This is a genomic window from Neisseria sp. Dent CA1/247, from assembly GCF_022870825.1.
In the GTDB taxonomy this organism is placed as follows: domain Bacteria; phylum Pseudomonadota; class Gammaproteobacteria; order Burkholderiales; family Neisseriaceae; genus Neisseria; species Neisseria zoodegmatis.
Map to the genome: position 1 here is coordinate 859411 of NZ_CP091522.1, position 21011 is coordinate 880421.

The 21011-nt window shown below is 50.2% G+C and carries 20 protein-coding genes; 9 read left to right on the top strand and 11 right to left on the bottom strand.

The annotated features are described in order from the left end of the window. Positions 1 to 48: 48 nt before the first annotated feature. The 4 genes from glyS to glyQ all read right to left on the bottom strand — a co-directional run bounded on the left by glyS (position 49) and on the right by glyQ (position 3890). A complete protein-coding gene (glyS, locus tag LVJ85_RS04190; RefSeq protein ID WP_244741704.1) occupies positions 49 to 2109 on the bottom strand; it encodes a glycine--tRNA ligase subunit beta in 2061 nt (686 codons plus the stop codon). Between the two features lie 7 nt (positions 2110 to 2116). Continuing rightward, positions 2117 to 2626, bottom strand: a complete 510-nt coding sequence (locus LVJ85_RS04195; protein ID WP_244741706.1) for a DUF2937 family protein — start codon at positions 2624 to 2626, stop codon at positions 2117 to 2119. A gap of 7 nt (positions 2627 to 2633) precedes the next feature. Next, a complete protein-coding gene (locus LVJ85_RS04200; protein WP_244741708.1) occupies positions 2634 to 2879 on the bottom strand; it encodes a 50S ribosome-binding protein YggL in 246 nt (81 codons plus the stop codon). Positions 2880 to 2984: 105 nt separating this feature from the next. Beyond that, positions 2985 to 3890 carry a glycine--tRNA ligase subunit alpha gene (gene glyQ, locus LVJ85_RS04205; RefSeq protein WP_244741710.1) on the bottom strand — a complete coding sequence of 302 codons (906 nt, stop codon included), beginning with the start codon at positions 3888 to 3890 and terminating at the stop codon, positions 2985 to 2987. A gap of 265 nt (positions 3891 to 4155) precedes the next feature. Here glyQ and LVJ85_RS04210 point away from each other — a divergent pair, with 265 nt between their 5' ends. Next, positions 4156 to 4818, top strand: a complete 663-nt coding sequence (locus tag LVJ85_RS04210) for an OmpA family protein (RefSeq protein ID WP_244741712.1) — start codon at positions 4156 to 4158, stop codon at positions 4816 to 4818. 109 nt (positions 4819 to 4927) lie between these two features. Here the strand turns inward: LVJ85_RS04210 and LVJ85_RS04215 are convergent, their stop codons facing one another. The 4 genes from LVJ85_RS04215 to moaC form a co-directional block, all read right to left on the bottom strand. After that, positions 4928 to 5734, bottom strand: a complete 807-nt coding sequence (locus LVJ85_RS04215) for an integrase core domain-containing protein (protein ID WP_244741714.1) — start codon at positions 5732 to 5734, stop codon at positions 4928 to 4930. Positions 5735 to 5777: 43 nt separating this feature from the next. Continuing rightward, entirely contained in the window at positions 5778 to 6782 is a 1005-nt protein-coding gene (locus LVJ85_RS04220) for an IS5 family transposase (protein WP_244741717.1), read from the bottom strand. Positions 6783 to 6858: 76 nt separating this feature from the next. After that, the gene (locus tag LVJ85_RS04225) at positions 6859 to 7626 is read right to left on the bottom strand and encodes a HesA/MoeB/ThiF family protein (RefSeq protein ID WP_244741720.1); all 768 of its coding nucleotides are present in this window, start codon (positions 7624 to 7626) and stop codon (positions 6859 to 6861) included. Between the two features lie 6 nt (positions 7627 to 7632). Then, positions 7633 to 8133 (bottom strand): cyclic pyranopterin monophosphate synthase MoaC, encoded by a 501-nt coding sequence (gene moaC / locus LVJ85_RS04230; protein ID WP_085362879.1) that lies wholly within the window; start codon positions 8131 to 8133, stop codon positions 7633 to 7635. A gap of 404 nt (positions 8134 to 8537) precedes the next feature. On the opposite strand from moaC, the gene ppc reads away from it, so the two are divergent. Next, a complete protein-coding gene (ppc, locus tag LVJ85_RS04235) occupies positions 8538 to 11240 on the top strand; it encodes a phosphoenolpyruvate carboxylase (RefSeq protein WP_244741723.1) in 2703 nt (900 codons plus the stop codon). Positions 11241 to 11687: 447 nt separating this feature from the next. Here ppc and LVJ85_RS04240 read toward each other — a convergent pair whose 3' ends face one another. Next, positions 11688 to 12476, bottom strand: coding sequence for an inositol monophosphatase family protein (locus tag LVJ85_RS04240; RefSeq protein WP_244741726.1), 789 nt, complete (start codon positions 12474 to 12476; stop codon positions 11688 to 11690). An 81-nt stretch (positions 12477 to 12557) separates the two neighbouring features. On the opposite strand from LVJ85_RS04240, the gene LVJ85_RS04245 reads away from it, so the two are divergent. After that, on the top strand, positions 12558 to 13283 hold the full coding sequence (locus tag LVJ85_RS04245) for a 16S rRNA (uracil(1498)-N(3))-methyltransferase (protein ID WP_244741728.1): 726 nt from the start codon (positions 12558 to 12560) through the stop codon (positions 13281 to 13283). A 174-nt stretch (positions 13284 to 13457) separates the two neighbouring features. On the opposite strand, the gene LVJ85_RS04250 is transcribed toward LVJ85_RS04245, so the two are convergent. Further along, on the bottom strand, positions 13458 to 13922 hold the full coding sequence (locus tag LVJ85_RS04250) for a winged helix-turn-helix transcriptional regulator (RefSeq protein ID WP_085362919.1): 465 nt from the start codon (positions 13920 to 13922) through the stop codon (positions 13458 to 13460). Positions 13923 to 14088: 166 nt separating this feature from the next. On the opposite strand from LVJ85_RS04250, the gene LVJ85_RS04255 reads away from it, so the two are divergent. The 5 genes from LVJ85_RS04255 to LVJ85_RS04275 all read left to right on the top strand — a co-directional run bounded on the left by LVJ85_RS04255 (position 14089) and on the right by LVJ85_RS04275 (position 19751). After that, on the top strand, positions 14089 to 15351 hold the full coding sequence (locus tag LVJ85_RS04255) for a D-amino acid dehydrogenase (RefSeq protein ID WP_244741731.1): 1263 nt from the start codon (positions 14089 to 14091) through the stop codon (positions 15349 to 15351). A 206-nt stretch (positions 15352 to 15557) separates the two neighbouring features. After that, on the top strand, positions 15558 to 16724 hold the full coding sequence (locus LVJ85_RS04260; RefSeq protein ID WP_244741733.1) for a hypothetical protein: 1167 nt from the start codon (positions 15558 to 15560) through the stop codon (positions 16722 to 16724). Further along, positions 16717 to 17658 (top strand): hypothetical protein, encoded by a 942-nt coding sequence (locus LVJ85_RS04265; RefSeq protein ID WP_244741736.1) that lies wholly within the window; start codon positions 16717 to 16719, stop codon positions 17656 to 17658. Before LVJ85_RS04260 ends, LVJ85_RS04265 begins: the two co-directional genes overlap by 8 nt. Before the next feature lie 114 nt (positions 17659 to 17772). After that, positions 17773 to 18705: a hypothetical protein gene (locus tag LVJ85_RS04270; RefSeq protein WP_244741738.1), complete on the top strand. Its 933-nt coding sequence runs from the start codon at positions 17773 to 17775 to the stop codon at positions 18703 to 18705. 182 nt (positions 18706 to 18887) lie between these two features. Next, a complete protein-coding gene (locus LVJ85_RS04275) occupies positions 18888 to 19751 on the top strand; it encodes a hypothetical protein (protein WP_244741740.1) in 864 nt (287 codons plus the stop codon). Positions 19752 to 19944: 193 nt separating this feature from the next. Here LVJ85_RS04275 and LVJ85_RS04280 read toward each other — a convergent pair whose 3' ends face one another. Next, the gene (locus LVJ85_RS04280) at positions 19945 to 20637 is read right to left on the bottom strand and encodes an endonuclease/exonuclease/phosphatase family protein (RefSeq protein WP_244741742.1); all 693 of its coding nucleotides are present in this window, start codon (positions 20635 to 20637) and stop codon (positions 19945 to 19947) included. 137 nt (positions 20638 to 20774) lie between these two features. On the opposite strand from LVJ85_RS04280, the gene LVJ85_RS13335 reads away from it, so the two are divergent. Continuing rightward, on the top strand, positions 20775 to 20897 hold the full coding sequence (locus LVJ85_RS13335) for a hypothetical protein (RefSeq protein ID WP_255733835.1): 123 nt from the start codon (positions 20775 to 20777) through the stop codon (positions 20895 to 20897). The last annotated feature ends 114 nt before the right edge of the window (positions 20898 to 21011 follow it).

Sequence of the window (21011 nt, forward strand, 5' to 3'; positions counted from 1 at the left end):
GCTTGCGTAAAGTCTCACGGCACGTTAGCACCGAATCATTGGCTTGGTTTATTCACCCAGCTTGGTAATATCTGCCACGGCGTTCATCAAATCCGCCAGTTGTTTCAACAGATTCAGGCGGTTTTGTTTTACGGCGGCATCGTCGGCCATGACCATCACATTGTCGAAGAAGGCATCCACTTGCGGCTTCACCGAAGCCAAGGCGGATAAGGCCGTCTGAAAATCTTGGGCGGCCAATGCAGCTTCGATTTTCGGTTGCAGAGCTTGTGCGGCGGTGAACAGGGCTTTCTCTTCGTCTTGCTGCAACAGGCTTTCGTTTACCGCGCCCAATTCGGCATCGGCCTTTTTGAGCAGGTTTTGCACGCGCTTGTTGGCGGCCGCAAGGGCGGCGGCTTCGGGCAGTTGTTTGAACGCGGCCACGGCTTGCAGTTTGGCGGAAAGATCGTTCAGGCGGCTGGGCTGTTTGGCCAATACGGCGGCGACGATGTCTTGCGGATGGTCGTTTTGCAGCAGCACAGCCAAACGCGCCTGCATGAATTCGGCGACTTCGGCAACGGTGTTGTCGGCGAGTTTGCCTTGCGGGAAGCTGTTGTAGGCCGTCTGAAGCAGGTCGTTGATGTCCAAATCGTGCTGCATCAACATGCGCAAGATGCCCAGTGCGGAACGGCGCAGGGCGTAGGGGTCTTTGTCGCCGGTGGGAATCAGGCCGATACCCCAAATGCCAACGAGGGTCTCCAGTTTGTCGGCCAGCGCCACGGCGGTGGCGGTTGTGCTTTGCGGCAAGTCGTCGCCGGCGAAACGGGGTTGGTAATGCGCTTCGATGGCTTGTGCGATTTCTTCGCTTTCGCCGTCCAAGCGGGCGTAGTATTTGCCCATAGTGCCTTGCAGTTCGGGGAATTCGCCGACCATTTCGGTAACGAGGTCGGCTTTGGCCAAGCGGGCGGCGCGTTCGGTAACGGCAACGTCGGCCCCCAATGCTTTGGCGATGTGGCCGCTGATGCTCATCAGGCGGCTGATGCGCTCGGCTTGGTTGCCCAGTTTGTTGTGGTACACCACATTTTCCAGTTTGGGCAGGCGGCTTTCCAAAGTGGCTTTTTGGTCTTGCTTGTAGAAGAATTCGGCATCGGCGAGACGGGCGCGCAATACGCGTTCGTTGCCGTGAATAATGTGGCTCGGGTCTTCGGCCTGCAGGTTGGAAACGAGCAGGAAGCGGTTCATCAGCTTGCCGTTTTGATCGAGCAGCGGGAAGTATTTTTGGTTTTGCTGCATGGTAAGAATCAGGCATTCCTGCGGCACGGCGAGGAAGTGTTCTTCAAACTGCGCTTCCAATACCACCGGCCATTCCACCAGTGCGGTTACTTCGTCGAGCAGGGCTTCGTCGGCGGCGACTGTGGCATTCAGACGGCCTGCTTGTTTGTTTAAGGCCGTCTGAATGGCGGCTTTGCGTTCGGCAAATGAAGGAATCACTTTGCCTTCATGGCGCATTTTTTCGGCATAGCTGTCGGCATTCGGGAATACGATGTCGCCGCTGCTCAAGAAGCGGTGGCCGAGGGTGTGGCTGAGGCTGTCCAAACCCAATACCGAAGCCGGTACGGTGTCTGCGCCGTGCATAACCACCAAGCCGTGTACCGGACGCACAAAGGTATGTGTGCTGCTGCCCCAGCGCATCACTTTGGGAATCGGCAGCTTTTTCACGGCTTGCGCCAAAATGTCGCTGATCAAGGCTGCCAAAGGCTGGCCTTGTTGGGTGAATTCGTAGGCATACACATCTTGTTTGCCGTCGTTGTCGATTTTCAGGCCGGCAATATCGGTACCGCAAGAGCGGGCGAAGCCTTCCAACGCTTTGGTCGGCACACCGTCTTTCATGCCGGCGGCAACGCTCGGGCCTTTTTTCACCACCAAGCGGTCGGCCTGTGCAGCTTTAACGTTTTTCACTTGCACGGCCAAGCGGCGGGGCGAGGCGTAGGCGGTGTATTCGGGCGCACCTTCGATTAATTGTTCTTTTTCCAAGCCTTCGACAATGGAAGCGGCAAGGCTGTTGCCCAAGTTGTTGAGGGCTTTGGGGGGGAGCTCTTCGGTGAGGAGTTCGATTAACAGGGTTTGGGTCATTTTTACTTTACTTTTTAAGTTCTATCGAAATGGTAATTCGGTTAAATTTATAAATTTTAGTATTATGAAGTAGTGTGAATACAGTTTCATCTTCATCTACTTTATAAATATTATTAACGGAGTCTCTAAGATCTTGAATACTTCCGCCATTGATTGCTTCATTAAATTTTTCCATAACATTTAGATATAGCTGATCAATTTCTTTTAATTGGTCTTTGTTGAATTGAGATAGAAAAATTTTTACGGGTTGGTAACTGCTGACCAAATTCCAATAAGAGTTGGAGATATATTCGATGATTTTATTGTTATCAGCTCCTAGATTTTCCCTATCCCATTTTATGCCATTTTCTTTATATACTTTTTGTAAGTCTCCAAAAAACCTTGCTGCGGTGGCTTTATAAGTGGCAAGTGCAATCTGAGACTGTTGATATAAAAATTGATTTTTCCATTGTCGATAAATTACTATGGGAATGACAATGGATGCTATTAAAGCTAGGACTGATAGTATAAGTTCCATATATGTTTTAGATTGAATTTATATTGGTTTTGGAGATTAGGTTTGCATCTTCACATTGTCGATAGGAAAAGTTTTCCGTCGTTCCTCCGCTTACCAAGCACATTGAGTTTGCGTACACCCAATCTATTACGTCATCAATAAATTGTTCAAAACATGCAGCAGTTCGATATTCCGGCATCAGGCTGCCACACACGCTGAAAACCAAGTTTTGATACTCGCCCACATAAAATTTTTTGCGTTGGCGGGCATTCATCTTACGGATTTTCCGTCGGCCGGGTGTGCGGTGGTAATGCGGCATGAGTTTCCCACAGATGTTTTCAGACGGCCTATCTGAAGAAAAGAAGCAGGCCGTCTGAAATTAAGCAGATATGTTTTTAATCAACGGAAAACCCAATTTCTCTCTGCTCTCCACAAACTTTTGTGCCACAATCCGGCTCAAAGCGCGGATACGGCCGATGTAGGTGGCGCGTTCGGTTACGGAAATGGCACCGCGGGCATCGAGCAGGTTAAAGGTGTGGCCGGCTTTGAGTACCATTTCGTAGGCGGGCAGTGCCAGCAAGGTGTCTTCCACTTCGAGCAAACGCTTGGCTTCGGCTTCGAAGTTGTTGAAGTTTTGCAGCAGGAGTTCGACGTTGGCGTATTCAAAATTGTAGGTGGATTGTTCCACTTCGTTTTGGTGGTAAACGTCGCCGTAAGTGATGGTTTGGCCGTCGGGAGTTTTGGACCAAACCAAGTCATATACGTTTTCCACGCCTTGCAGATACATGGCGAGGCGTTCGATGCCGTAGGTGATTTCGCCTAAAACGGGTGTGCAGTCGATGCCGCCGACTTGTTGGAAATAGGTAAATTGGGTCACTTCCATGCCGTTGAGCCATACTTCCCAGCCCAAACCCCAAGCGCCGAGGGTGGGGTTTTCCCAGTCGTCTTCGACAAAGCGGATATCGTGAACTTGCGGGTCGATGCCCAGTTCGCGCAGTGAATCAAGGTATTGTTCTTGAATGTCGGCAGGGGCGGGTTTTAAGGCCACCTGAAATTGGTAATAGTGTTGCAGGCGGTTGGGGTTGTCGCCGTAGCGGCCGTCTTTGGGGCGGCGGCTGGGTTGTACGTAAGCGGCATACCACGGCTCGGGGCCTAATGCGCGCAGGCAGGTGGCGGGGTGGCTGGTGCCGGCGCCGACTTCCATATCGAAGGGTTGTAAAACGGTGCAGCCGCGTTCGGCCCAGAAATTTTGCAGTTTGAAGATGATTTGTTGGAAGGTCAGCATGGTGGACTTCTGATAATTGTGTGGAAATATAAAAGTGTGCATTTTACTGTTTCGGGGGGATTTTGGGTAGGCTTGGATGGCTTTGTTGCGGGCATGCCGGTGGCGGTGTGATGATGGGGTATGGAAGTGGCTTTATATTTATTTTGGGTAAAAAGTTCTGATAATTCTGTGTGTTAAATTTTATTTTGTGTAGCGTGAGTGGTTTCTTGGGGCGGTTTTTTGAGTATAATCCGTCCGTATTTCATCTACTCAAAGGAAAATAAAAATGTCGGATAACGATGATCACAAAGAACAGCGCATTGGTTTGTGGATTGCAGGCGGTGCTTCTGCTTTGGCGGTGTTGTCTATTCTTTTTTATGCCGTTTGGGGTTGGGAGAACGGCAAAATAGAGGGATCTCCGGGTTATGGCGTGGCGGCTTCGGAGGAGGTTGTCGCCAAAGATGCGGTTGCGGTTTCTGATGCAGTTCAGACGGCCTCTGCTGTTGACGCTGCGCCTATGGCAGCAGTTTCCGAGCCTGTTGAGGCGGCTTCGGCTGTGACTCAAGTTTCGGCGGCGGAACAGATTTTGACTGCTTCCGATACGGCTGCGGCGGTGCAGGACGGTGCAAGTGCCGTGGTGGAAAACGGTGTGGTGAAATTCTATTTTGCTACGGGCAAGGCTGATTTGGCGGCCAATGCCGAGGAAACTTTGAAAGATGTGTTGGCCGGTGCGAAAGAGGGCAAGAAGGCCGTGATTTCGGGCTTCCATGATGTGACCGGCAACAAAAATCTGAATGAAGAGCTGTCGAAAAAACGTGCGTTTGCGGTGCGTGATGCTCTGCTGCATTTGGGCGTACCCGAAGCGCAAATCGAATTGCGCAAGCCTGAAAATGCAACCGGCAGCGGCAACAATGCCGAAGCCCGCCGTGTGGAAGTGGTATTGGAATAATATAGGCTGATAAATGTTGATGTTTCAGCATGAATAGGCAAAGCCCGGAATATATTTCCGGGCTTTGTTGTTTTCAGACGGCCTGAGATGTAAGAAATCCCAGCGTTGTTTACACAACAGATTGAGAAAAATAAGCCTGTAAAACCTCAAAAGGCGCATCACCCTTCAAGCCCTTATGCGGCTTAACCGTATTATAAAAATTCACAAAACGGCACAATTCCTTCTGCCTGTGTTCCGAATCCTTAAACGGAACTTTGTCATGCCACATTTCCATCAGGGTGCGGATTACCCGTTCTGCCTTACCGTTGGTCTGCGGTCGGGCAATACGGGTAAACTTCTGATTGATGTTGTTCTGCACACAGGCAATCGCAAACGGATGCGACGCATTGCCACGGTATTCCATGCCGTTGTCCGAATAGGCGCATTCGATGGTATAAGGACAACAGTCAATCACATCACGCAAAAGGAACTTGGCTGCACTGGCCGCTGTACGGTCGGGCAAAATGGCCGCATACAGCTCGCGGGAATAGTCGTCAATGGCGACAAACAGGTAATCTCTCGAGGCGGTTGCTTTTTGGTTTTGCAACAAAGGCAGTCGTTTGGTGTCGAAATGCACCATTTCGCCGGGATAGGATTTGTTGTAGCGTTTGGCCTGTTTCTTGAGCTTTTCCTCGATGTTTTTTTCCACTTTTGCCAAACGCTTCATTCCGTATTTGGCCTGTTTGAAACGGTTGTTGGTGCTGTTTTGTGGTGTGAGCAGCTGCAGCCGTGCGGCCTTTAGGATGCGGTAAATGGTAACCCTGCTGACTTGGTATTGCCGGGCCAGTGAGGTAACGGTGATTTTATCTTGCGTATAGGCGCGCCAAACGGCTTGGCGTTGGTGCGGGGTAAGGCGGGTGTTTTTATGGATGTTCATGGCAGTATTGTCTTTCAAATACTGTAAACAACGCTAGAGTTTCTTACACAACAAGCGCACGTAGCCTGTTGGCTGCTTTCAGCAGGTTCAAACACATCGCCTTCAGATGGCTTTGCGCACTCACTTTGCTCAGGCCAAAATAAGTTGCCCGGGCATGGCAGAATTTACGGTGCAGCGTACCAAAGCTTTGTTCGACCACATAACGGGTTTTTGATAAATGTCGGTTACGTTTGGTTTGCGCTTCCGTCAGCGGCCGGTTGCGGTGGGATTTGCACATGATGCCGTCCCGCAACTGATGTTCTTCCAGATGTTGCCGGTTTTCCATACTGTCGTAGCCTTTATCGGCATAGACAGTCGTGCCTTTGGCTAGGCCTTCCAACAAAGGCAGCAGGTGTTTGCACTCATGGGCATTGGCGGCAGTGATGTGCAGTTTCTCAATATAGCCTTCCGCATCGGTACGGGTATGTTGTTTGTAACCCAGATGGAAGCGGCCGTCTTTCTTTACCCAACGGGCATCGCTGTCTTTACTCGGTGTGGTTTGGCTGTTGACCCGCCCTTCGTTATCCACTTCTATGGCCTGACGCTGTTTGCCGCCGGCCGTCTGAATAATGGTAGCGTCAACGATGGCGGCGGATGCTTTCTCTACTTTTAAACCCTTGTCAGTCAGTTGGCGGTTAATCAGATCCAGTAATTCGGCCAAGGTGTTGTCTTGCGCCAGCCAGTTGCGGTAACGGCATAAGGTGCTGTGATCGGGGATGCTCAGTTCGTCAAAACGGCAAAACAGATGGAAATCGATGCGGGTAATGAGGCTGTGTTCGAGTTCGGAATCGGAAAGGCTGTGCCATTGGCCGAGTAGAACGGCTTTGAACATGGATAGCAGGGGATAGGCGGGACGACCGCGGTGGTCTCGAAGGTAACGGGTTCTTTGATGGTTGAGGTAATGCTCGATCGGTTGCCAATCAATCACCTGCTCCAGCTTCAATAGGGGGAAGCGGTCGATGTGTTTGGCAATCATGGCTTGTGCGGTTTGCTGAAAGAAGGTGCTCATGAAAAATCCCCTAAATGTCTTGGGAGGGAATTTAGGGGATTGTGGGGAATTTTGCAAAGGTCTCGGCCTGATGGATTCAAAGCTGTTGTTGAGATGGTTGATTTGAAGCGCAGACGCGGCAGTGCGGATTTTTTTCCAGTTCAAACTGCTGCCATTCGTTTTGCAGAGCGTCATAGACGGAAAGCGTGCCGTGGCTTTGCTTGCCGATGCCTGCCAAGATTTTCAGCGCTTCGCCGGCTTGTGTAGTGCCGATGATGCCGACCAGCGGCGAGAATACGCCGAATAGGGCGCAAGCGCCGTCGTCGGCGTGGCTGCCGTCAAACAGGCAGGCGTAGCAGGGCGAATCGGAAAGGTCGGGGCGGTACACGGCAAGCTGGCCTTCGAAACGCACGGCCGCGCCGGAAACCAGCGGGGTGCGGGTGGCGACGGATGCACGGTTGACGGCTTGTCTGGTGGCGAAGTTGTCGCAGCAGTCGATAACGATAGAAGCGGCGGTCATCAGCTCGATGAGGCGTTCTTCGGTAAGCCGTTCGTTGAATATGCTGATGCGGGTGCGGCTGTTGATATTTTTCAGACGGCCTGCCATCACTTCGGCTTTGCTTAAACCGATGTCGGCTTCGGTGAAGGTGATTTGGCGTTGGAGGTTGGTGCTGTCGATGGTGTCGTGATCGGCAATCATTAAGTGCCCGACACCGGCTGCGGCCAAATAAGGTAAAACGGCCGCACCCAAGCCGCCGCAGCCGACCACCAATGCCGAGGCATCCAGCAGTTTTTGCTGGCCTTCGATGCCGATTTCGTCGAGCAGGATGTGGCGGCTGTAACGCAGTAGGTCGCGGTCGTCCATATCGGTTTAGTAATTGAGGTTTTCGAGGTTGTTGTCGAAAACGAAATTACCGCTCTTGCCGCCGGCTTTTTCTTCTAAATGAATTTGTGAAATAACCATGCTTTTATCTACGGCTTTGAGCATGTCGTAAATGGTGAGCAGGGAAATATTGACGGCGGTAAGAGCTTCCATTTCCACGCCGGTTTTGCCTTCGGTGCTGGCGGTTACGGTGGTTTTAACGCGGGCAAGTTGGAGGTCGACATCGAAGTCGATGCGCACATGGGTCAGGGCGACGGGATGGCACAAAGGAATCAGAAAGCCGGTTTGTTTGGAAGCCTGTATGCCTGCTACGCGGGCGATGCCCAAAACGTCGCCTTTGTTGGCGGCGCCGTTGGCAATCAGCTGGATGGCTTCGCGGCTCATGTTGATGTAGCCGCTGGCTTTGGCAACGCGTTTGGTAGGGGCTTTTTCGCCGATGTCCACCATGTGGGCTTCGTTGTTTTCGTTGAAGTGGGTTAAGTCGATCATGATCGTTTCCTGAATGTGCTGAAGGTAAAAAATACAGGCTCTGTTGCATCTCGGGCGTGTTGTCCTGTGCCGGTGGGGCCGTCTGAAAAACACGCCGGCATGCCTGCTATTTTAAGTGATTTTTACAAAGCCGACTATGGTGAACAATATATTGATGTATCAATATGTTCAATGAAACAACAATATGAGGCATTGGCAAAACTAAGGTTCCGATATATTTAAAAAAGCGGTTGCAAGAAGCTTTGACAAACATTTAACTCATTTTTATATGCAGTGGGCATTTCAAGCTGGTTGGCAACATGCTTCTAATCCAGTTACTTTTTACTGGATTGCTAACAATTATGGTTTCTTTCCGAACCTTGCTATAAAATTCCCGCACCTTTAAATATCGAGAGAGAAACACCATGCGGCTTGACATTCTGAGCAATCCCAAAGACGAACCGTTGGCGGCCGATGCGGAGTTTTTAACGCAATCGCTGTTTAAACTGCTGCATAACGAAACCACCGAAATCGTTTTAAACACGGTTAAGCAATTGGCCGAGTCCGACGACAGCAGCGCAATTATCGAAGAAGTGCTGCCCAAACTTAGCGAACGCCAAACCCAAAACCTGATTTTGGCGTGCGGGCTGTTTTCCCAAATGCTGAATATTGCCGAAGATGTGCATCACGAACGCCGCCGTTTGGCGCACGAACATGCGGGCAGCAGCGCCGCTTCCGGCAGCGTGGCCGATACGGTGCGCAAACTGAAAGCGCATCAGATCAGCAGCGAAGCCTTGCAAAAGCAGCTCGACCAAACCCACATCGCTGCCGTATTGACAGCACATCCGACCGAAGTACAGCGTCAGGCCACCTTAAACTTTCACCGCCGCATCCGCACGCTTTTGCCCCGCTACGAACGTTGCAACAGTGCGGAAGAGCTGGAAGAGTTGCAAAGAGAAGTAGATGCGACCTTGCTGGCTTTATGGCAAACCAGCGAAACCCGCCATTTCAAAGTAACCGTTAAAAACGAAATCAACAACGGCGTATCTATTTTTCCGCTGAGCTTTTTCCACGCGTTGCCGAAACTCTACCGCAGCATGGAAAAAGAATTTCAGACGGCCTATCCCGATATCCGCATTCCCGATATTCTGCAGATCGGCGGTTGGATTGGCGGCGACCGCGACGGCAATCCTTTCGTATCCGCCGAAACCTTGCGCCATGCGTTTAGGCAGCATGCCGACACCGTATTCCACTATTACCGCCGCCAGTTGGCCGAGCTGTATCACGATTTGCCGCTGTCGACACGGCGTGTGAACGTGAACGAAGAAGTGCTGGCGCTGGCCGCCGTATCGCCCGATACCGAAATCGCCCGCGAAGAAGAGCCTTACCGCCGCGCCATTGCCTACATCATGTCGCGCCTGATTGCCCGCGGACATGAAATCGGCCTGACTTTGGGTTGCAAATTCGGCTTGGGCGAGCCTTATCCAAATGCCGAAGCATTTATTGCCGACTTGAAAGCCATGCAGCGGTCTTTGCGCGATAACGGCAGCGCCATGCTGGCCGATGCGCGTTTGGCCGACATCATCCGCGCCGCTTCCGTGTTCGGCTTTTACATGATGCCGCTCGATTTGCGCCAACATGCCGCCAAGCATGCCGAAGTGGTGGCAGAACTTTTCCGCCATGCAGGTTTGGAAGATTACGACAGCCTGACGGAGAAGGAAAAACAGGCCGTTTTGCTGCGCGAACTGAGCAACCAGCGCCCGCTGTACAACCCTTATATTGATTACAGCGAACACACGCAGCACGAGCTGGCGATTTTCCACGAAGCGCGTAAAGTGAAAGACGAGCTGGGCGAAAAAGCCATCAACCAAAGCATCATTTCCAACTGCGAACACCCCAGCGATTTGCTGACGTTGGCGTTGCTGCTGCAAGAAAGCGGGTTGCTGGTGTTGGAAAACGGCAAACCCGTGAGCCGCATCAATATCGTGCCGCTGTTTGAAACCATCGAAGCGCTCGAAAACGCCTGTTCCGTGATGGACACTCTTTTTAACCTGCCGTGGTACCGCGATTTGCTCGCCAGCCGCGACAACACGCAGGAAATCATGCTCGGCTATTCCGACAGCAATAAAGACGGCGGTTATGTAACCAGCTCGTGGGGCTTATATCAGGCCGAACAAGGCTTGGTAGAACTTTTCAGACGGCATGGCATCAGAATGCGCCTGTTCCACGGTCGCGGCGGCAGCGTCGGCCGTGGCGGCGGCCCGTCTTACCAAGCCATATTGGCGCAGCCCGAAGGCAGCGTGGCCGGACAAATCCGCATTACCGAGCAGGGCGAAGTGATTACCGCCAAATACGCCGACGCCGGCAACGCGCACCGCAACTTGGAAACACTGGTTGCCGCCACGCTTGAAGCCAGCCTGTTGCCGCAACATCAAGACCCCGACAGCGCACTGATGCAGGCCTTGTCAGACAGCGCCTTCAAGCACTACCGCGCCCTGATTACCTGCGAAGGCTTTATCGACTACTTCCTGCAAACCAGCCCGATTCAAGAGATTGCCACCCTCAACTTGGGCAGCCGCCCCGCCAGCCGCAAAACACTCGCGCGGATACAAGATTTGCGCGCGATTCCGTGGGTGTTTTCATGGACGCAAAACCGCCTGATGCTCCCGGCTTGGTACGGCTTCGGCAGTGCGGTGGAAGAATTGTGCCAAGCCGATTCAGGCCGTCTGAAAGACTTGCAGCAGCACGCGCAAAACAATCCGTTTTTCCAAACCATGTTGTCGAACATGGAGCAGGTGATGGCGAAAACCGATTTGACGCTGGCCGAAAACTACGCAGGTTTGAGCCAATCGCCCGAACGCGCCGCCGAGATTTTCGCCATGATCAAACAAGAATACCTCAAGAGCCGCCAAGCACTGATGGATATTCTGCAAACCGAAGAGCTGCTCAGCGACAACCGCAGCCTCGCCCGCTCGCTGGCCTTGAGGATTCCCTATCTCAACGCACTGGGCGGCTTGCAGATAGCCTTACTCAAACGCCTGCGCCAAGAGCCGGACAATGCCCATCTGCTGCAAATGGTGCATTTGACCATCAATGGCGTGGCACAAGGTTTGCGTAATACGGGCTAAACTTAAAAGGCCGTCTGAAAATATTTTTAGCGAAGTTCGCAAAGCTCACTTTCAGACGACCTTTGATTTCATTTTTAAAACAGCCGGTATGCAGAAGCATGTCGGCTGTTTTTTATTGGATTTATAAATAGGGCATGTAATATTTTTATGTTGATAAGATATTTGTAGAATATAGGCATAATTAGAGAGTTGTTCTTTTGAAGCATAAAAGACGAAAAATTGAGACAAAAAAAAACCATTCATACCAAGGGAGAAGTATGAATGGTCAATACATTGCGGGAAAACGTCTTACTGTCTTCGGTTGCCTCAAGGGAGAAAAGACAACCGCTGCCAGTGCTTCGCATTGTAAACCCAGTTAGCTTTAAATGGGGTTAATCTGTGCAATTATTTTCATTTTTTGCGTTCAGTGTTGTTTGTTTGCAAATGGCATATAAAAATTCCATACGATTATTGGTTTTCGCGTATCCATTTCAGCCATTTTTCAAACAAATCCGTTTGCAGGCCGGCGATAACCGAGCGTTTGAACACATGCTCGCCGCTCCAAAAATCATCGCCTTCCAGCGTGGCCAAGCTGCCGCCCGCTTCTTCAAAAATTAACGCACCTGCGGCGTAATCCCACAATTTTTGACCGCCGTGAACATAAATATCGTAGCGCCCGGCAGCGAGATAACACCAATCAAGCGTGCTGCTGCCCATGCTGCGCAGGCTGCCGAACGGAGCGAGAGTGTTCATGCGGCTGGAGAGCTTGCCGGAGCGCAGGTATTTGATTTCCACGCCCGCAATCGCTTCGTGCAGCTGCTTGTCAACGCGGCGCAAGGGCAGGGGGCGGCCGTTGAGATACGCGCCTTTTTTGTGTTCTGCGTAAAAACATTCGTCGCTGACAGGGTTGTACACCACGCCGAGTTGGGCGCGGCCGTTTTGGATGTAGGCGCAGGAAAGGGCGAAGTGGGGCAGGCCGTTGATGAAATTGTTGGTGCCGTCGATGGGGTCAACCACCCACAAGCCGCCGCGGTTGTGCTGCCACAGCTCTTGCTGGCGTTGCGAGGTCATTTCTTCGCCGAGCATGGGGCAGTCGATAATGTCGGGCAGTTTTTCCGCGAAAGCTGCCTGAGCGGCCAAATCAGCTTCCGTAAGCAGTGACCCGTCGGATTTGCGGCTGATGCTCACATCTAAAAAGCGGGGCATTACTTCGGTGCGTGCTACTTTGCGAACCAGCGCATGCAGTTGGTCTAACACAATGAATCGTCCTTAAATACTTGCTATTTCGGCCTGAAAACGACAATATTAACTTTTTTCTACCACCGACACCAACCCCGTATGCCGCGCTTTTACGTTCCCTCGGCCTTGAATCCCGGCCAACTCCTTGATTTGCCCGATAATGTGGTACGCCATCTGAATGTGCTGCGGACGCGTTTGCATGAAGAGATTGTTTTGTTTAACGGCGACGGCAAGGCTTATCCTGCGCGTTTGACGGTTTTGGAAAAGCGCCGTGCCGAGGCGGAAATTTTACGCGAAGAGGGTGTCGACAATGAATCTCCGCTGCGGATTACGCTGGTGCAGGCGGTTTCAAGCGGCGAGCGCATGGATTTTACTTTGCAGAAAAGCGTGGAATTGGGCGTGGCGGAAATCCGTCCGGTGCTGAGTGAGCGCTGCGTGGTGCGTTTGAGCGGCGAGCGTGCCGACAAGCGCGCCGCCCGTTGGCAGGATATTGTGGTTTCGGCTTGCGAACAAAGCGGCAGGAACAAGGTGCCGCAAGTGCTGCCGCTGCAAAATTACCGCGATGCGCTGGCGTCACTGCCCGACGACGGCACGCGTTTATTGATGAGCCTGAACCGCGCCTCGGCATTGAAAGATATTGCGCCGCCTCCGCGCCATGTGGTGCTGATGATCGGCCCCGAAGGCGGTTGGACGGCGGCGGAAGAGCAGCAGGCTTTTGATGCGGGGTTCCGTTCGATTACATTGGGGCCAAGGGTGTTGCGCACGGAAACGGCTTCGTTGGCTGCGATTGCGGCCATGCAGGCGTTGTGGGGTGATTTTGCCTGATGCTGCGTTTGTGAATGAATGAAACTGCCGAAATGAATGAGGCCGTCTGAAAGTATTTTTTCAGACGGCCTCAGGTTAGTGCAGGGCGGTTAAGCATGAAATGCAACGGAAAATTTGGTGCGGACATGTGCGGCTGTTTTGTGGCCGCATATCGGCTTGAGGCCGTCTGAAAACTCAATCCAAAGCCAGCAACACATCTTCTTTCACTTCTTCCATCACTACATAGCTGCGGCTTTCGGCGGCGGCGGGCAGTTGCAGCAGAATGTTGCCGAGCATATCGCGGTAGGCCGACATATCGGGCAGGCGCACTTTGATTAAATAATCGTATTCGCCTGATACCAAATGGCATTCCAGAATTTGCGGAATCATCGACACTTCGCGGCGGAAGTCTTCAAAAATATTGCCGGACTTCGAGCGCAGTTTGAGTTCCACAAACACCAGCAGGCTTTGCCCCAAAGCGTGCGGGTTGAGGTGGGCGTGGTAGCCGGTGATGATATTTTCCCGCTCCAAACGGCGTACACGCTCGGTAACGGGCGTGGTGGAAAGGCCGACTTTTTCGGCCAGCTCGGTCATCGGAATGCGGGCGTTTTGTTGCAGGATTTTTAAAATTTTGCGGTCGGTTTTGTCCAGCTCTTTCATTTGATTTATTCACTGTATATATTGAAAGATTCCATATAATATTCTTTTTTATGCTTGAAATAAAGTGAAAAAAACTGGCATGAATTGTTTAGACTTGAAAATACACTATGAATAAGCAAAGTGTTTCAGCAGTTGTGCGCTGCGTCGAAATGAAAAGAGGAAAAACATGAATGTGATTGTATTGGGTGCGGGCGTGGCAGGCGTGAGCACCGCTTGGTATCTCGCCGAAGCAGGTTGCAAAGTAACCGTCATCGACCGGGCAGACGGAGCCGCGATGGAAACCAGCTTTGGCAATGCCGGCCAACTTTCTTACGGCTACACCACGCCGTGGGCGGCACCGGGCATTCCCGCAAAAGCAGCGAAATGGCTGTTTAAAAAGCATTCGCCGCTGATTTTCAAACCCGACGGCAGCCTGTTTCAACTGCAATGGCTGCGGCAGATGCTGGCGAACTGTAATGCGGCCAGCTACCACATCAATAAAGAGCGCATGGTGCGGATTTCAGAATACAGCCGCGAAATGTTCCGCTGCTTGGAAGCCCAAACCGGCATCGGTTTTGAAGGGCGGAGCAAAGGCACATTGCAGATTTTCCGCAGCCAGCACGAAGTAGAAGCCGCCGCCAAAGACATCGAAGTGCTCGAAGCATACAGTGTGCCTTACCAAAGGATCAAAGCCGAAGAGTGTCTGCAATACGAGCCTGCTTTGAAAGGCGCGCTGCACAAAATCGCCGGCGCGCTGCATCTGCCGAACGACGCCACCGGCGACTGCCACCTCTTTACCCGCACGCTCGCCGCCATGTGCGCCGAAAAAGGCGTGGAGTTTAAGTTTAACCACACCATTGAGCGCATCGAACATTCAGACGGCCTCATCAAGGCTGTTCACGCAGGAGGGCAGCGTTTTGAAGCCGACCGCTATGTGTGCGCCCTCGGCAGCTTCAGCCGCCCCGCATTAACGGAATTGGGGCTGGATTTGCCGATTTATCCCGTCAAAGGCTATTCGCTCACCATTCCCATCACCGACAGCGACGCCGCGCCTGTTTCCACCATTATCGACGAAACCTACAAAGTAGCGATTACCCGTTTCGACCAACGCATCCGCGTCGGCGGCATGGCCGAATTGTCGGGCTACGCCATCCATTTAAATCCCGAACGCCGCGAAACTTTGGAACTCGTGGTGAAAGATTTATACCCGCACGGCGGTGATTTGAACAAAGCAACGTTCTGGAGCGGCTTGCGCCCGATGACACCCGACAGCACACCGATTGTCGGCGCCACCCGTTTCGGCAATCTATTTACCAACACCGGCCACGGCACGCTGGGCTGGACGATGTCGCTCGGCTCGGCAAAAATCGCCGCCGATTTGGTGTGCGGCAAAGCTACCGAAGTGCGCAGTGATGATTTGGGTTTAAGCCGTTACCGCAAATTAATATAGTGAATAAACTTAAAAAAATAGTATGTTTGTCATAACCGATCTTGTCCCGAGCATATTAAGTTCCGCTAACTTTAGGAGATGCTTGGGTCAAACCTGAATATGACAAAACTGTTATTTAAATTAAGTAATTTAACTGTATATGGCATGTTTGCATTCTTTCAAATATCGGTCGGCAATAAAAATCACAGCGCAGAGGATTAACGATTATGTCGCAATGTTATAAAACAAATACCACGCCGCAATCGCAGCAAAAATTATGTTTCGGATGCCAAAATGCATGGACCGAGGCACAGTTTGAAGCACTCAACAGAATGAAAAGTGCCGAAAGGGAAACTTATTTGGTTTGGTTTTCCCCTCAAGGGGTGGTGAAACGCCAAGGACGCTACAAAATTAAAAGCCATTATGCACAACGTGCTTACGATATTGCTGCTGTATATGCCAAGATGTATTTGGGCGCAGGCGAGTTTCAACAGTTTCCGTTGCTGAAAAAACATCCCGGCCTGTTTTATTGGATGGGGCTTGCCGCCTTTGCTAGTAAAACGGTGGGATGTTCTTTGGAGAATCCGTGGGTAAAAGATCCCGGAAAACAAGTAAAGCGGCATATAGACACGCTGAAATATAAATCCAAAGTTCCATTACCTACTCCCGTAAATATGGCTACTTTATCCGTACCGACTTTGGTTGAAGTATTCTCCTCAATGGACAAGATGCTGGGCAAAGGCAATATTTGGCTGTTTTTAGACGTGATGCCTTGGCATTATGTTTATGCCCAAGATAAAGAAACCTTCAAACTGTGCAGGGCGGAAAGGGCATATGCGAAGTTGCCGGAGGTGATGCGGGAAGATTTGGAAAGAGTGGACGGTTTTGAGGAAACCGTCGGCAATAAATCAATGGATTTTTCTGACTCCGTAAAACAGTATATTTTAGAATCATTTCAGGCTTTGGATGATGCACTTAAGAAAAATCGCGCTCAAGATATAGCTGCTGCAAAACTGGAACATTTAATGCTTTTGGCCTACCACGAACAGGAAATCATTTTGCAAAAAATCATGTATAACAGCTTTGTTTTTAAAAAATATTTGGAAGTTTCACGTTATTTGGAAAAAAATCACCCCGACCTTTACCGCGAGATGCCGCAAAATGAACTGCATTTGGTAGCAAGTTGCAAGATTAAGCGGGGACAGGAGCGTTTTTTGTCCGCCGCGCCGAAAGGGATTGTGTTGGAGAATTTGAAACAGAGGATGGATTGGATTATAAATGCGGCAGATTTATACCATCAACGCATGAGCAAATCTGTTGATAAACAATTTCTAGAGGAGCAATTGCGTATTTTGGCTAATGGTAAAAAAGCAGATGGAAAAGAGCATGCTTAAACATTTTTTTTATTTGGCCTTATCAATCACGACAGCTATTTTTTTATTAGGAGCGTGCAAACCTATGCAGCAACAACCCCAAAAAGATAACTTGCCTGAAACCGTGTCAATAACCTTGCCGGAATCCGCACAACATTTTTCTCAAAGATTCATTGAAAATTATCAAGGGCCACCTGCAGATGCTGAGTTTTTTAATGTCAATGTTCATCCGGTATATTTTAATAGCGAAAAAACCGTTCTCTTTGAACATGGCAAACATACTTTCAAGCTACCTTATGTAGGAATAATCAGGGCATATGAAGATAGTGGACAACAACCTTTTTTGGGGGTCAACCAATTTACGATATTTGCTGATTTAGGCAAAGCCAGCAACGTCAGCGATGAAGAAGCTAGGCAAAACTTTTACAGTCTGATCAGGCAGATGCATCGGGCAGGGTGGAGAGATTTGATTTCTACCACGGCACCAAGAATCAAGATGAACCGTAAAAATGCCGCTGCGTTTTTTGGGATGGAAGACGGCTATTTTAGGGTAAAAACAATTACCGGTATTCCGACTGCTATCGAACTGACTCCGGACGAGTGGAAACAATTATCTCATTTGTCGAATATCGGCACTTTGTATGCAGACGGTGTGGTGGTGAGTTTTCGATTGGGCAAAGACAAGGACGAGCAATACCGCGATAAATACGGCAACGGTCAATACGCACTTATGGTAACGATTGAAGCTTATTGGAATCAAGTCCGTATGGATGCACAGGAAGAATTCGGTAAGCCTACTTTTAATGATGCCGTAAAAAAGAAATACCAAACCTACGCGATGATTAGGAAATTAGAAGAAGATAAAGCCCGGGCGCAAGGGTTTGAAATCGATGAAAGCTATCAAGATCCGCCGATTCCGCCGTTGATTGAGTTGCCGCGCGACGGATCGCGCTAAATACAGTAAGGCCGTCTGAAAAGATTAAACGGTTTCAGACGGCCTCTTGTTAAATCTTATCTGTTTCCTTGCTTTCAAATATCAGCCGGCAGATAAATGCCAATGCACACGACCATGTTTAAAAAGATATTGATTTGTTTGTTAACGATGACGGTAGGTTTGCTGGGAGCGTGCAAACCTATGCAGCAAGAACCGCAAAAAGATACCCTGCCTGAAACCGTGTCGATAACCCTGCCGGAATCTGCCCAACATTTTGCCAACCGTTTTATCGGTTATGTGGACGATAAATCTCCGGGAGAACCATATTCTTTAACCAATTATTCTGCTACGTTTGCATCTGAAAAAACGGTTTTATTTGAACATGGTGTGCATTCTTTTAGACTTCCTTATGTAGCAATCATTAAGCTTTATGAGGATGGTAAGCAGCAGCCTTTTTTAGGTATTGACGAATTTAAAATATTTGCGGGCTTAGGTAAAACCAGCAACATTAGCGATGAAGAAGCCAGACAAAACTTTTACCGTTTGGTCAGGCAGATGCATCAGGCAGGGTGGAGAGATTTGATTTCTACCTCGGCACCAAGAATCAAGATGAACCGTAAAAATGCCGCTGCTTTTTTCGGGATGGAAGACGGTTATTTTAGGATAAAACCAATTACCGGCATTCCAACTGCGATTGAGCTTACTCCGGACGAGTGGAAACAATTGCCCAATTTGGCAGACATCGGAACTTTGTATGCAGACGGTGTGGTGGTAAGTTTTGTATTAGGTAAAGATAATGACGAGCAATACCGCGATAAATATGGAAACGGTCAATATGCACTCGTGGTAACGATTGAAGCTCATTGGAACCGAGTTCGTTTGAATGCACAGGAAGAATTCGGTAAGCCAACATATCATGATGCTTTACAAAAAGAATTTAAAAGCCATGCCATATACCGAAAAATGGAAGAAGATAAAGCCCGTGCGCAAGGGTTTGAAATCGACGAAAGCTATCAAGATCCGCCGATTCCGCCGTTGATTGAGTTGCCGCGCGACGGATCGCGTTAAATGCAATCAGGCCGTCTGAAAAAAGATTGAACAGTTCCAGACGGCCTCTTGTTAAATCTTATCTGTTTCTTTGCTTTCAAATATCAGCCGGCAGATAAATGCCAACTTACACGACCATGTTTAAAAAGATATTGATTTGTTTGTTAACGATGACGGTAGCTTTGCTGGGAGCGTGCAAACCTATGCAGCAAGAACCCCAAAAAGATAACTTGCCTGAAACAGTATCGATAACCCTGCCCGAATCTGCTCAACATTTTGCCAACCGTTTTACCGGTTATATCGATGACGAATCTCCGGGAGAACCGTATTCTTTAACCCGTTATTCCGCTACGTTCTCACCTGAAAAAACGGTTTTATTTGAACACGGTAAGTATTCATTCAAGTTGCCTTATGTAGGTTCGGTTACGGCTTATGAATATAATCAAGAACCTTTTTTGGGCATACATAAATTAATCATTTATACCGATCTAGGCAAAGCCAGCAACGTCAGCGATGAAGAAGCTAGGCAAAACTTTTACAGTCTGATCAGGCAGATGCATCAGGCGGGGTGGAGAGATTTGATTTCTACCACGGCACCAAGAATCAAGATGAACCGTAAAAATGCCGCTGCTTTTTTTGGGATGGAAGACGGCTATTTTAGGGTAAAAACAATTACCGGCATTCCAACTACGATTGAACTTACCCCGGACGAGTGGAAACAATTGTCCAATTTGTCGGATATCGGCACTTTGTATGCAGACGGTGTGGTAGTGAGTTTTCTATTGGGTAAAGACAAGGACGAGCAATACCGCGATAAATACGGAAACGGTCAATACGCACTCGTGGTAACGATTGAAGCTCATTGGAACCGAGTTCGTTTGAATGCACAGGAGGAGTTCGGCAAGCCTGCTTTTAATGATGCCGTAAAAAAGAAATACCAAACCTACGCAATGATTAGGAAATTAGAAGAAGATAAAGCCCGGGCGCAAGGGTTTGAAATCGACGAAGGCTATCAAGACCCGCCGATTCCGCCGTTGATTGAGTTGCCGCGCGACGGATCGCGTTAAATACAGTAAGGCCGTCTGAAAAGATTCTGAGTATATTTTCAGACGGCCTCTTGTTGAATGTTATGGTGAATGAATTAAAAAATAGCATATCCGCTATGCTCGGGTGAAGTACGAGTATAACCGTATCGTTATTGTAATTACGTCGATTACTTACTTGTTATTTACATATGCACCGTATTTGTTCATAGGTCGGTTATTTACCGTTTTCCGTATATTTCTCGGCAACCACTTCTTTAATCGGTTCCGCTTCGGCGATTTTCTCGCGTGCTTCTTGTTTTTCTTCCCTATCCGGGGCTTCTTTTTCCTGCACGGCTTCGGCGGCGGGGGCGAATTGGAATTTGCCGTATACGGGGAAATGGTCGGAGCCGATGGCGGGCAGCACTTCGATGCGGCTCATCATGAAGTCGCTGCTGTGGAAAATGTGGTCGAGCGGCCAGCGCAGGAGTGGGTAGCCGGCGTGGAAGGTGCTGTACATGCCGCGGCCTTTGCGGGGGTCGAGCAGGCCGCTGATTTGTTGGAACAGCCGCGAGGTACGCGACCATGCTACGTCGTTTAGGTCGCCGAACACGAGCACGGAATGGTTGTTTTTGGCGATTTCTTTGCCGACGAGCAGCAGTTCGGCATCGCGGTCGGTGGAGGTGTCGGCTTCGGTGGGGCTGGGCGGCATGGGGTGCAGGCAGTAGATGCGTATCCATTCGCCGGAGCGCAGTTGCAGTTCGGCGGCAATCGAGGGGATGTCTTCGGCAACCCAATGGCGGATTTCGACGTTTTGCAGGGGCAGGCGGCTGTATAGGTGCATGCCGTAGAGGTTGTCGAGCGGGATTTTAACGGTGTAGGTGTAGTCGAGTTCGTGTTCGAGCGGGGCGAGTTGTTGTTCCCACACCATTCGTCGCTTTCTAAAGTGAGTACGACGTCGGGCCGGTATTGGCGAACTTGGTTGAGCAGCAGGTCGGCGCGGCGGTTGGGGGTAAGTACGTTGCCGGTAATCAGTGAGATGGTGCGTTTGTTGTCGTCGCCTTTATATTGCAGCACTTCGGGTTTGCTCAGGCGGGTGTAGGCGGCGATTTCTTTGAGCTGGTAGGCGAAGCAGGCCAGATTGAGGATTTCAAAGGCGATGAAGAGCGGATGTTCGTGCTGCTGCCATAAGGCGTTCAACACGACGCACAGCAGGCTCATGGCGGCAATCTGCGGACGGGGGAAATCGAAAATGCGGAACGTCCAATGGCTGTGGTTAATCAGCGGCAGCAGGGTGGCCAAAAT

What these genes read in the sequence shown, in the direction of transcription:
- glyS (WP_244741704.1), bottom strand. Translation starts at nt 2,109, where the DNA reads ATGACCCAAACCCTGTTAATCGAACTCCTCACCGAAGAGCTCCCCCCC.
- LVJ85_RS04195 (WP_244741706.1), bottom strand. Translation starts at nt 2,626, where the DNA reads ATGGAACTTATACTATCAGTCCTAGCTTTAATAGCATCCATTGTCATT.
- LVJ85_RS04200 (WP_244741708.1), bottom strand. Translation starts at nt 2,879, where the DNA reads ATGAATGCCCGCCAACGCAAAAAATTTTATGTGGGCGAGTATCAAAAC.
- glyQ (WP_244741710.1), bottom strand. Translation starts at nt 3,890, where the DNA reads ATGCTGACCTTCCAACAAATCATCTTCAAACTGCAAAATTTCTGGGCC.
- LVJ85_RS04210 (WP_244741712.1), top strand. Translation starts at nt 4,156, where the DNA reads ATGTCGGATAACGATGATCACAAAGAACAGCGCATTGGTTTGTGGATT.
- LVJ85_RS04215 (WP_244741714.1), bottom strand. Translation starts at nt 5,734, where the DNA reads ATGAACATCCATAAAAACACCCGCCTTACCCCGCACCAACGCCAAGCC.
- LVJ85_RS04220 (WP_244741717.1), bottom strand. Translation starts at nt 6,782, where the DNA reads ATGAGCACCTTCTTTCAGCAAACCGCACAAGCCATGATTGCCAAACAC.
- LVJ85_RS04225 (WP_244741720.1), bottom strand. Translation starts at nt 7,626, where the DNA reads ATGGACGACCGCGACCTACTGCGTTACAGCCGCCACATCCTGCTCGAC.
- moaC (WP_085362879.1), bottom strand. Translation starts at nt 8,133, where the DNA reads ATGATCGACTTAACCCACTTCAACGAAAACAACGAAGCCCACATGGTG.
- ppc (WP_244741723.1), top strand. Translation starts at nt 8,538, where the DNA reads ATGCGGCTTGACATTCTGAGCAATCCCAAAGACGAACCGTTGGCGGCC.
- LVJ85_RS04245 (WP_244741728.1), top strand. Translation starts at nt 12,558, where the DNA reads ATGCCGCGCTTTTACGTTCCCTCGGCCTTGAATCCCGGCCAACTCCTT.
- LVJ85_RS04250 (WP_085362919.1), bottom strand. Translation starts at nt 13,922, where the DNA reads ATGAAAGAGCTGGACAAAACCGACCGCAAAATTTTAAAAATCCTGCAA.
- LVJ85_RS04255 (WP_244741731.1), top strand. Translation starts at nt 14,089, where the DNA reads ATGAATGTGATTGTATTGGGTGCGGGCGTGGCAGGCGTGAGCACCGCT.
- LVJ85_RS04260 (WP_244741733.1), top strand. Translation starts at nt 15,558, where the DNA reads ATGTCGCAATGTTATAAAACAAATACCACGCCGCAATCGCAGCAAAAA.
- LVJ85_RS04265 (WP_244741736.1), top strand. Translation starts at nt 16,717, where the DNA reads ATGCTTAAACATTTTTTTTATTTGGCCTTATCAATCACGACAGCTATT.
- LVJ85_RS04270 (WP_244741738.1), top strand. Translation starts at nt 17,773, where the DNA reads ATGTTTAAAAAGATATTGATTTGTTTGTTAACGATGACGGTAGGTTTG.
- LVJ85_RS04275 (WP_244741740.1), top strand. Translation starts at nt 18,888, where the DNA reads ATGCAGCAAGAACCCCAAAAAGATAACTTGCCTGAAACAGTATCGATA.
- LVJ85_RS04280 (WP_244741742.1), bottom strand. Translation starts at nt 20,637, where the DNA reads ATGGTGTGGGAACAACAACTCGCCCCGCTCGAACACGAACTCGACTAC.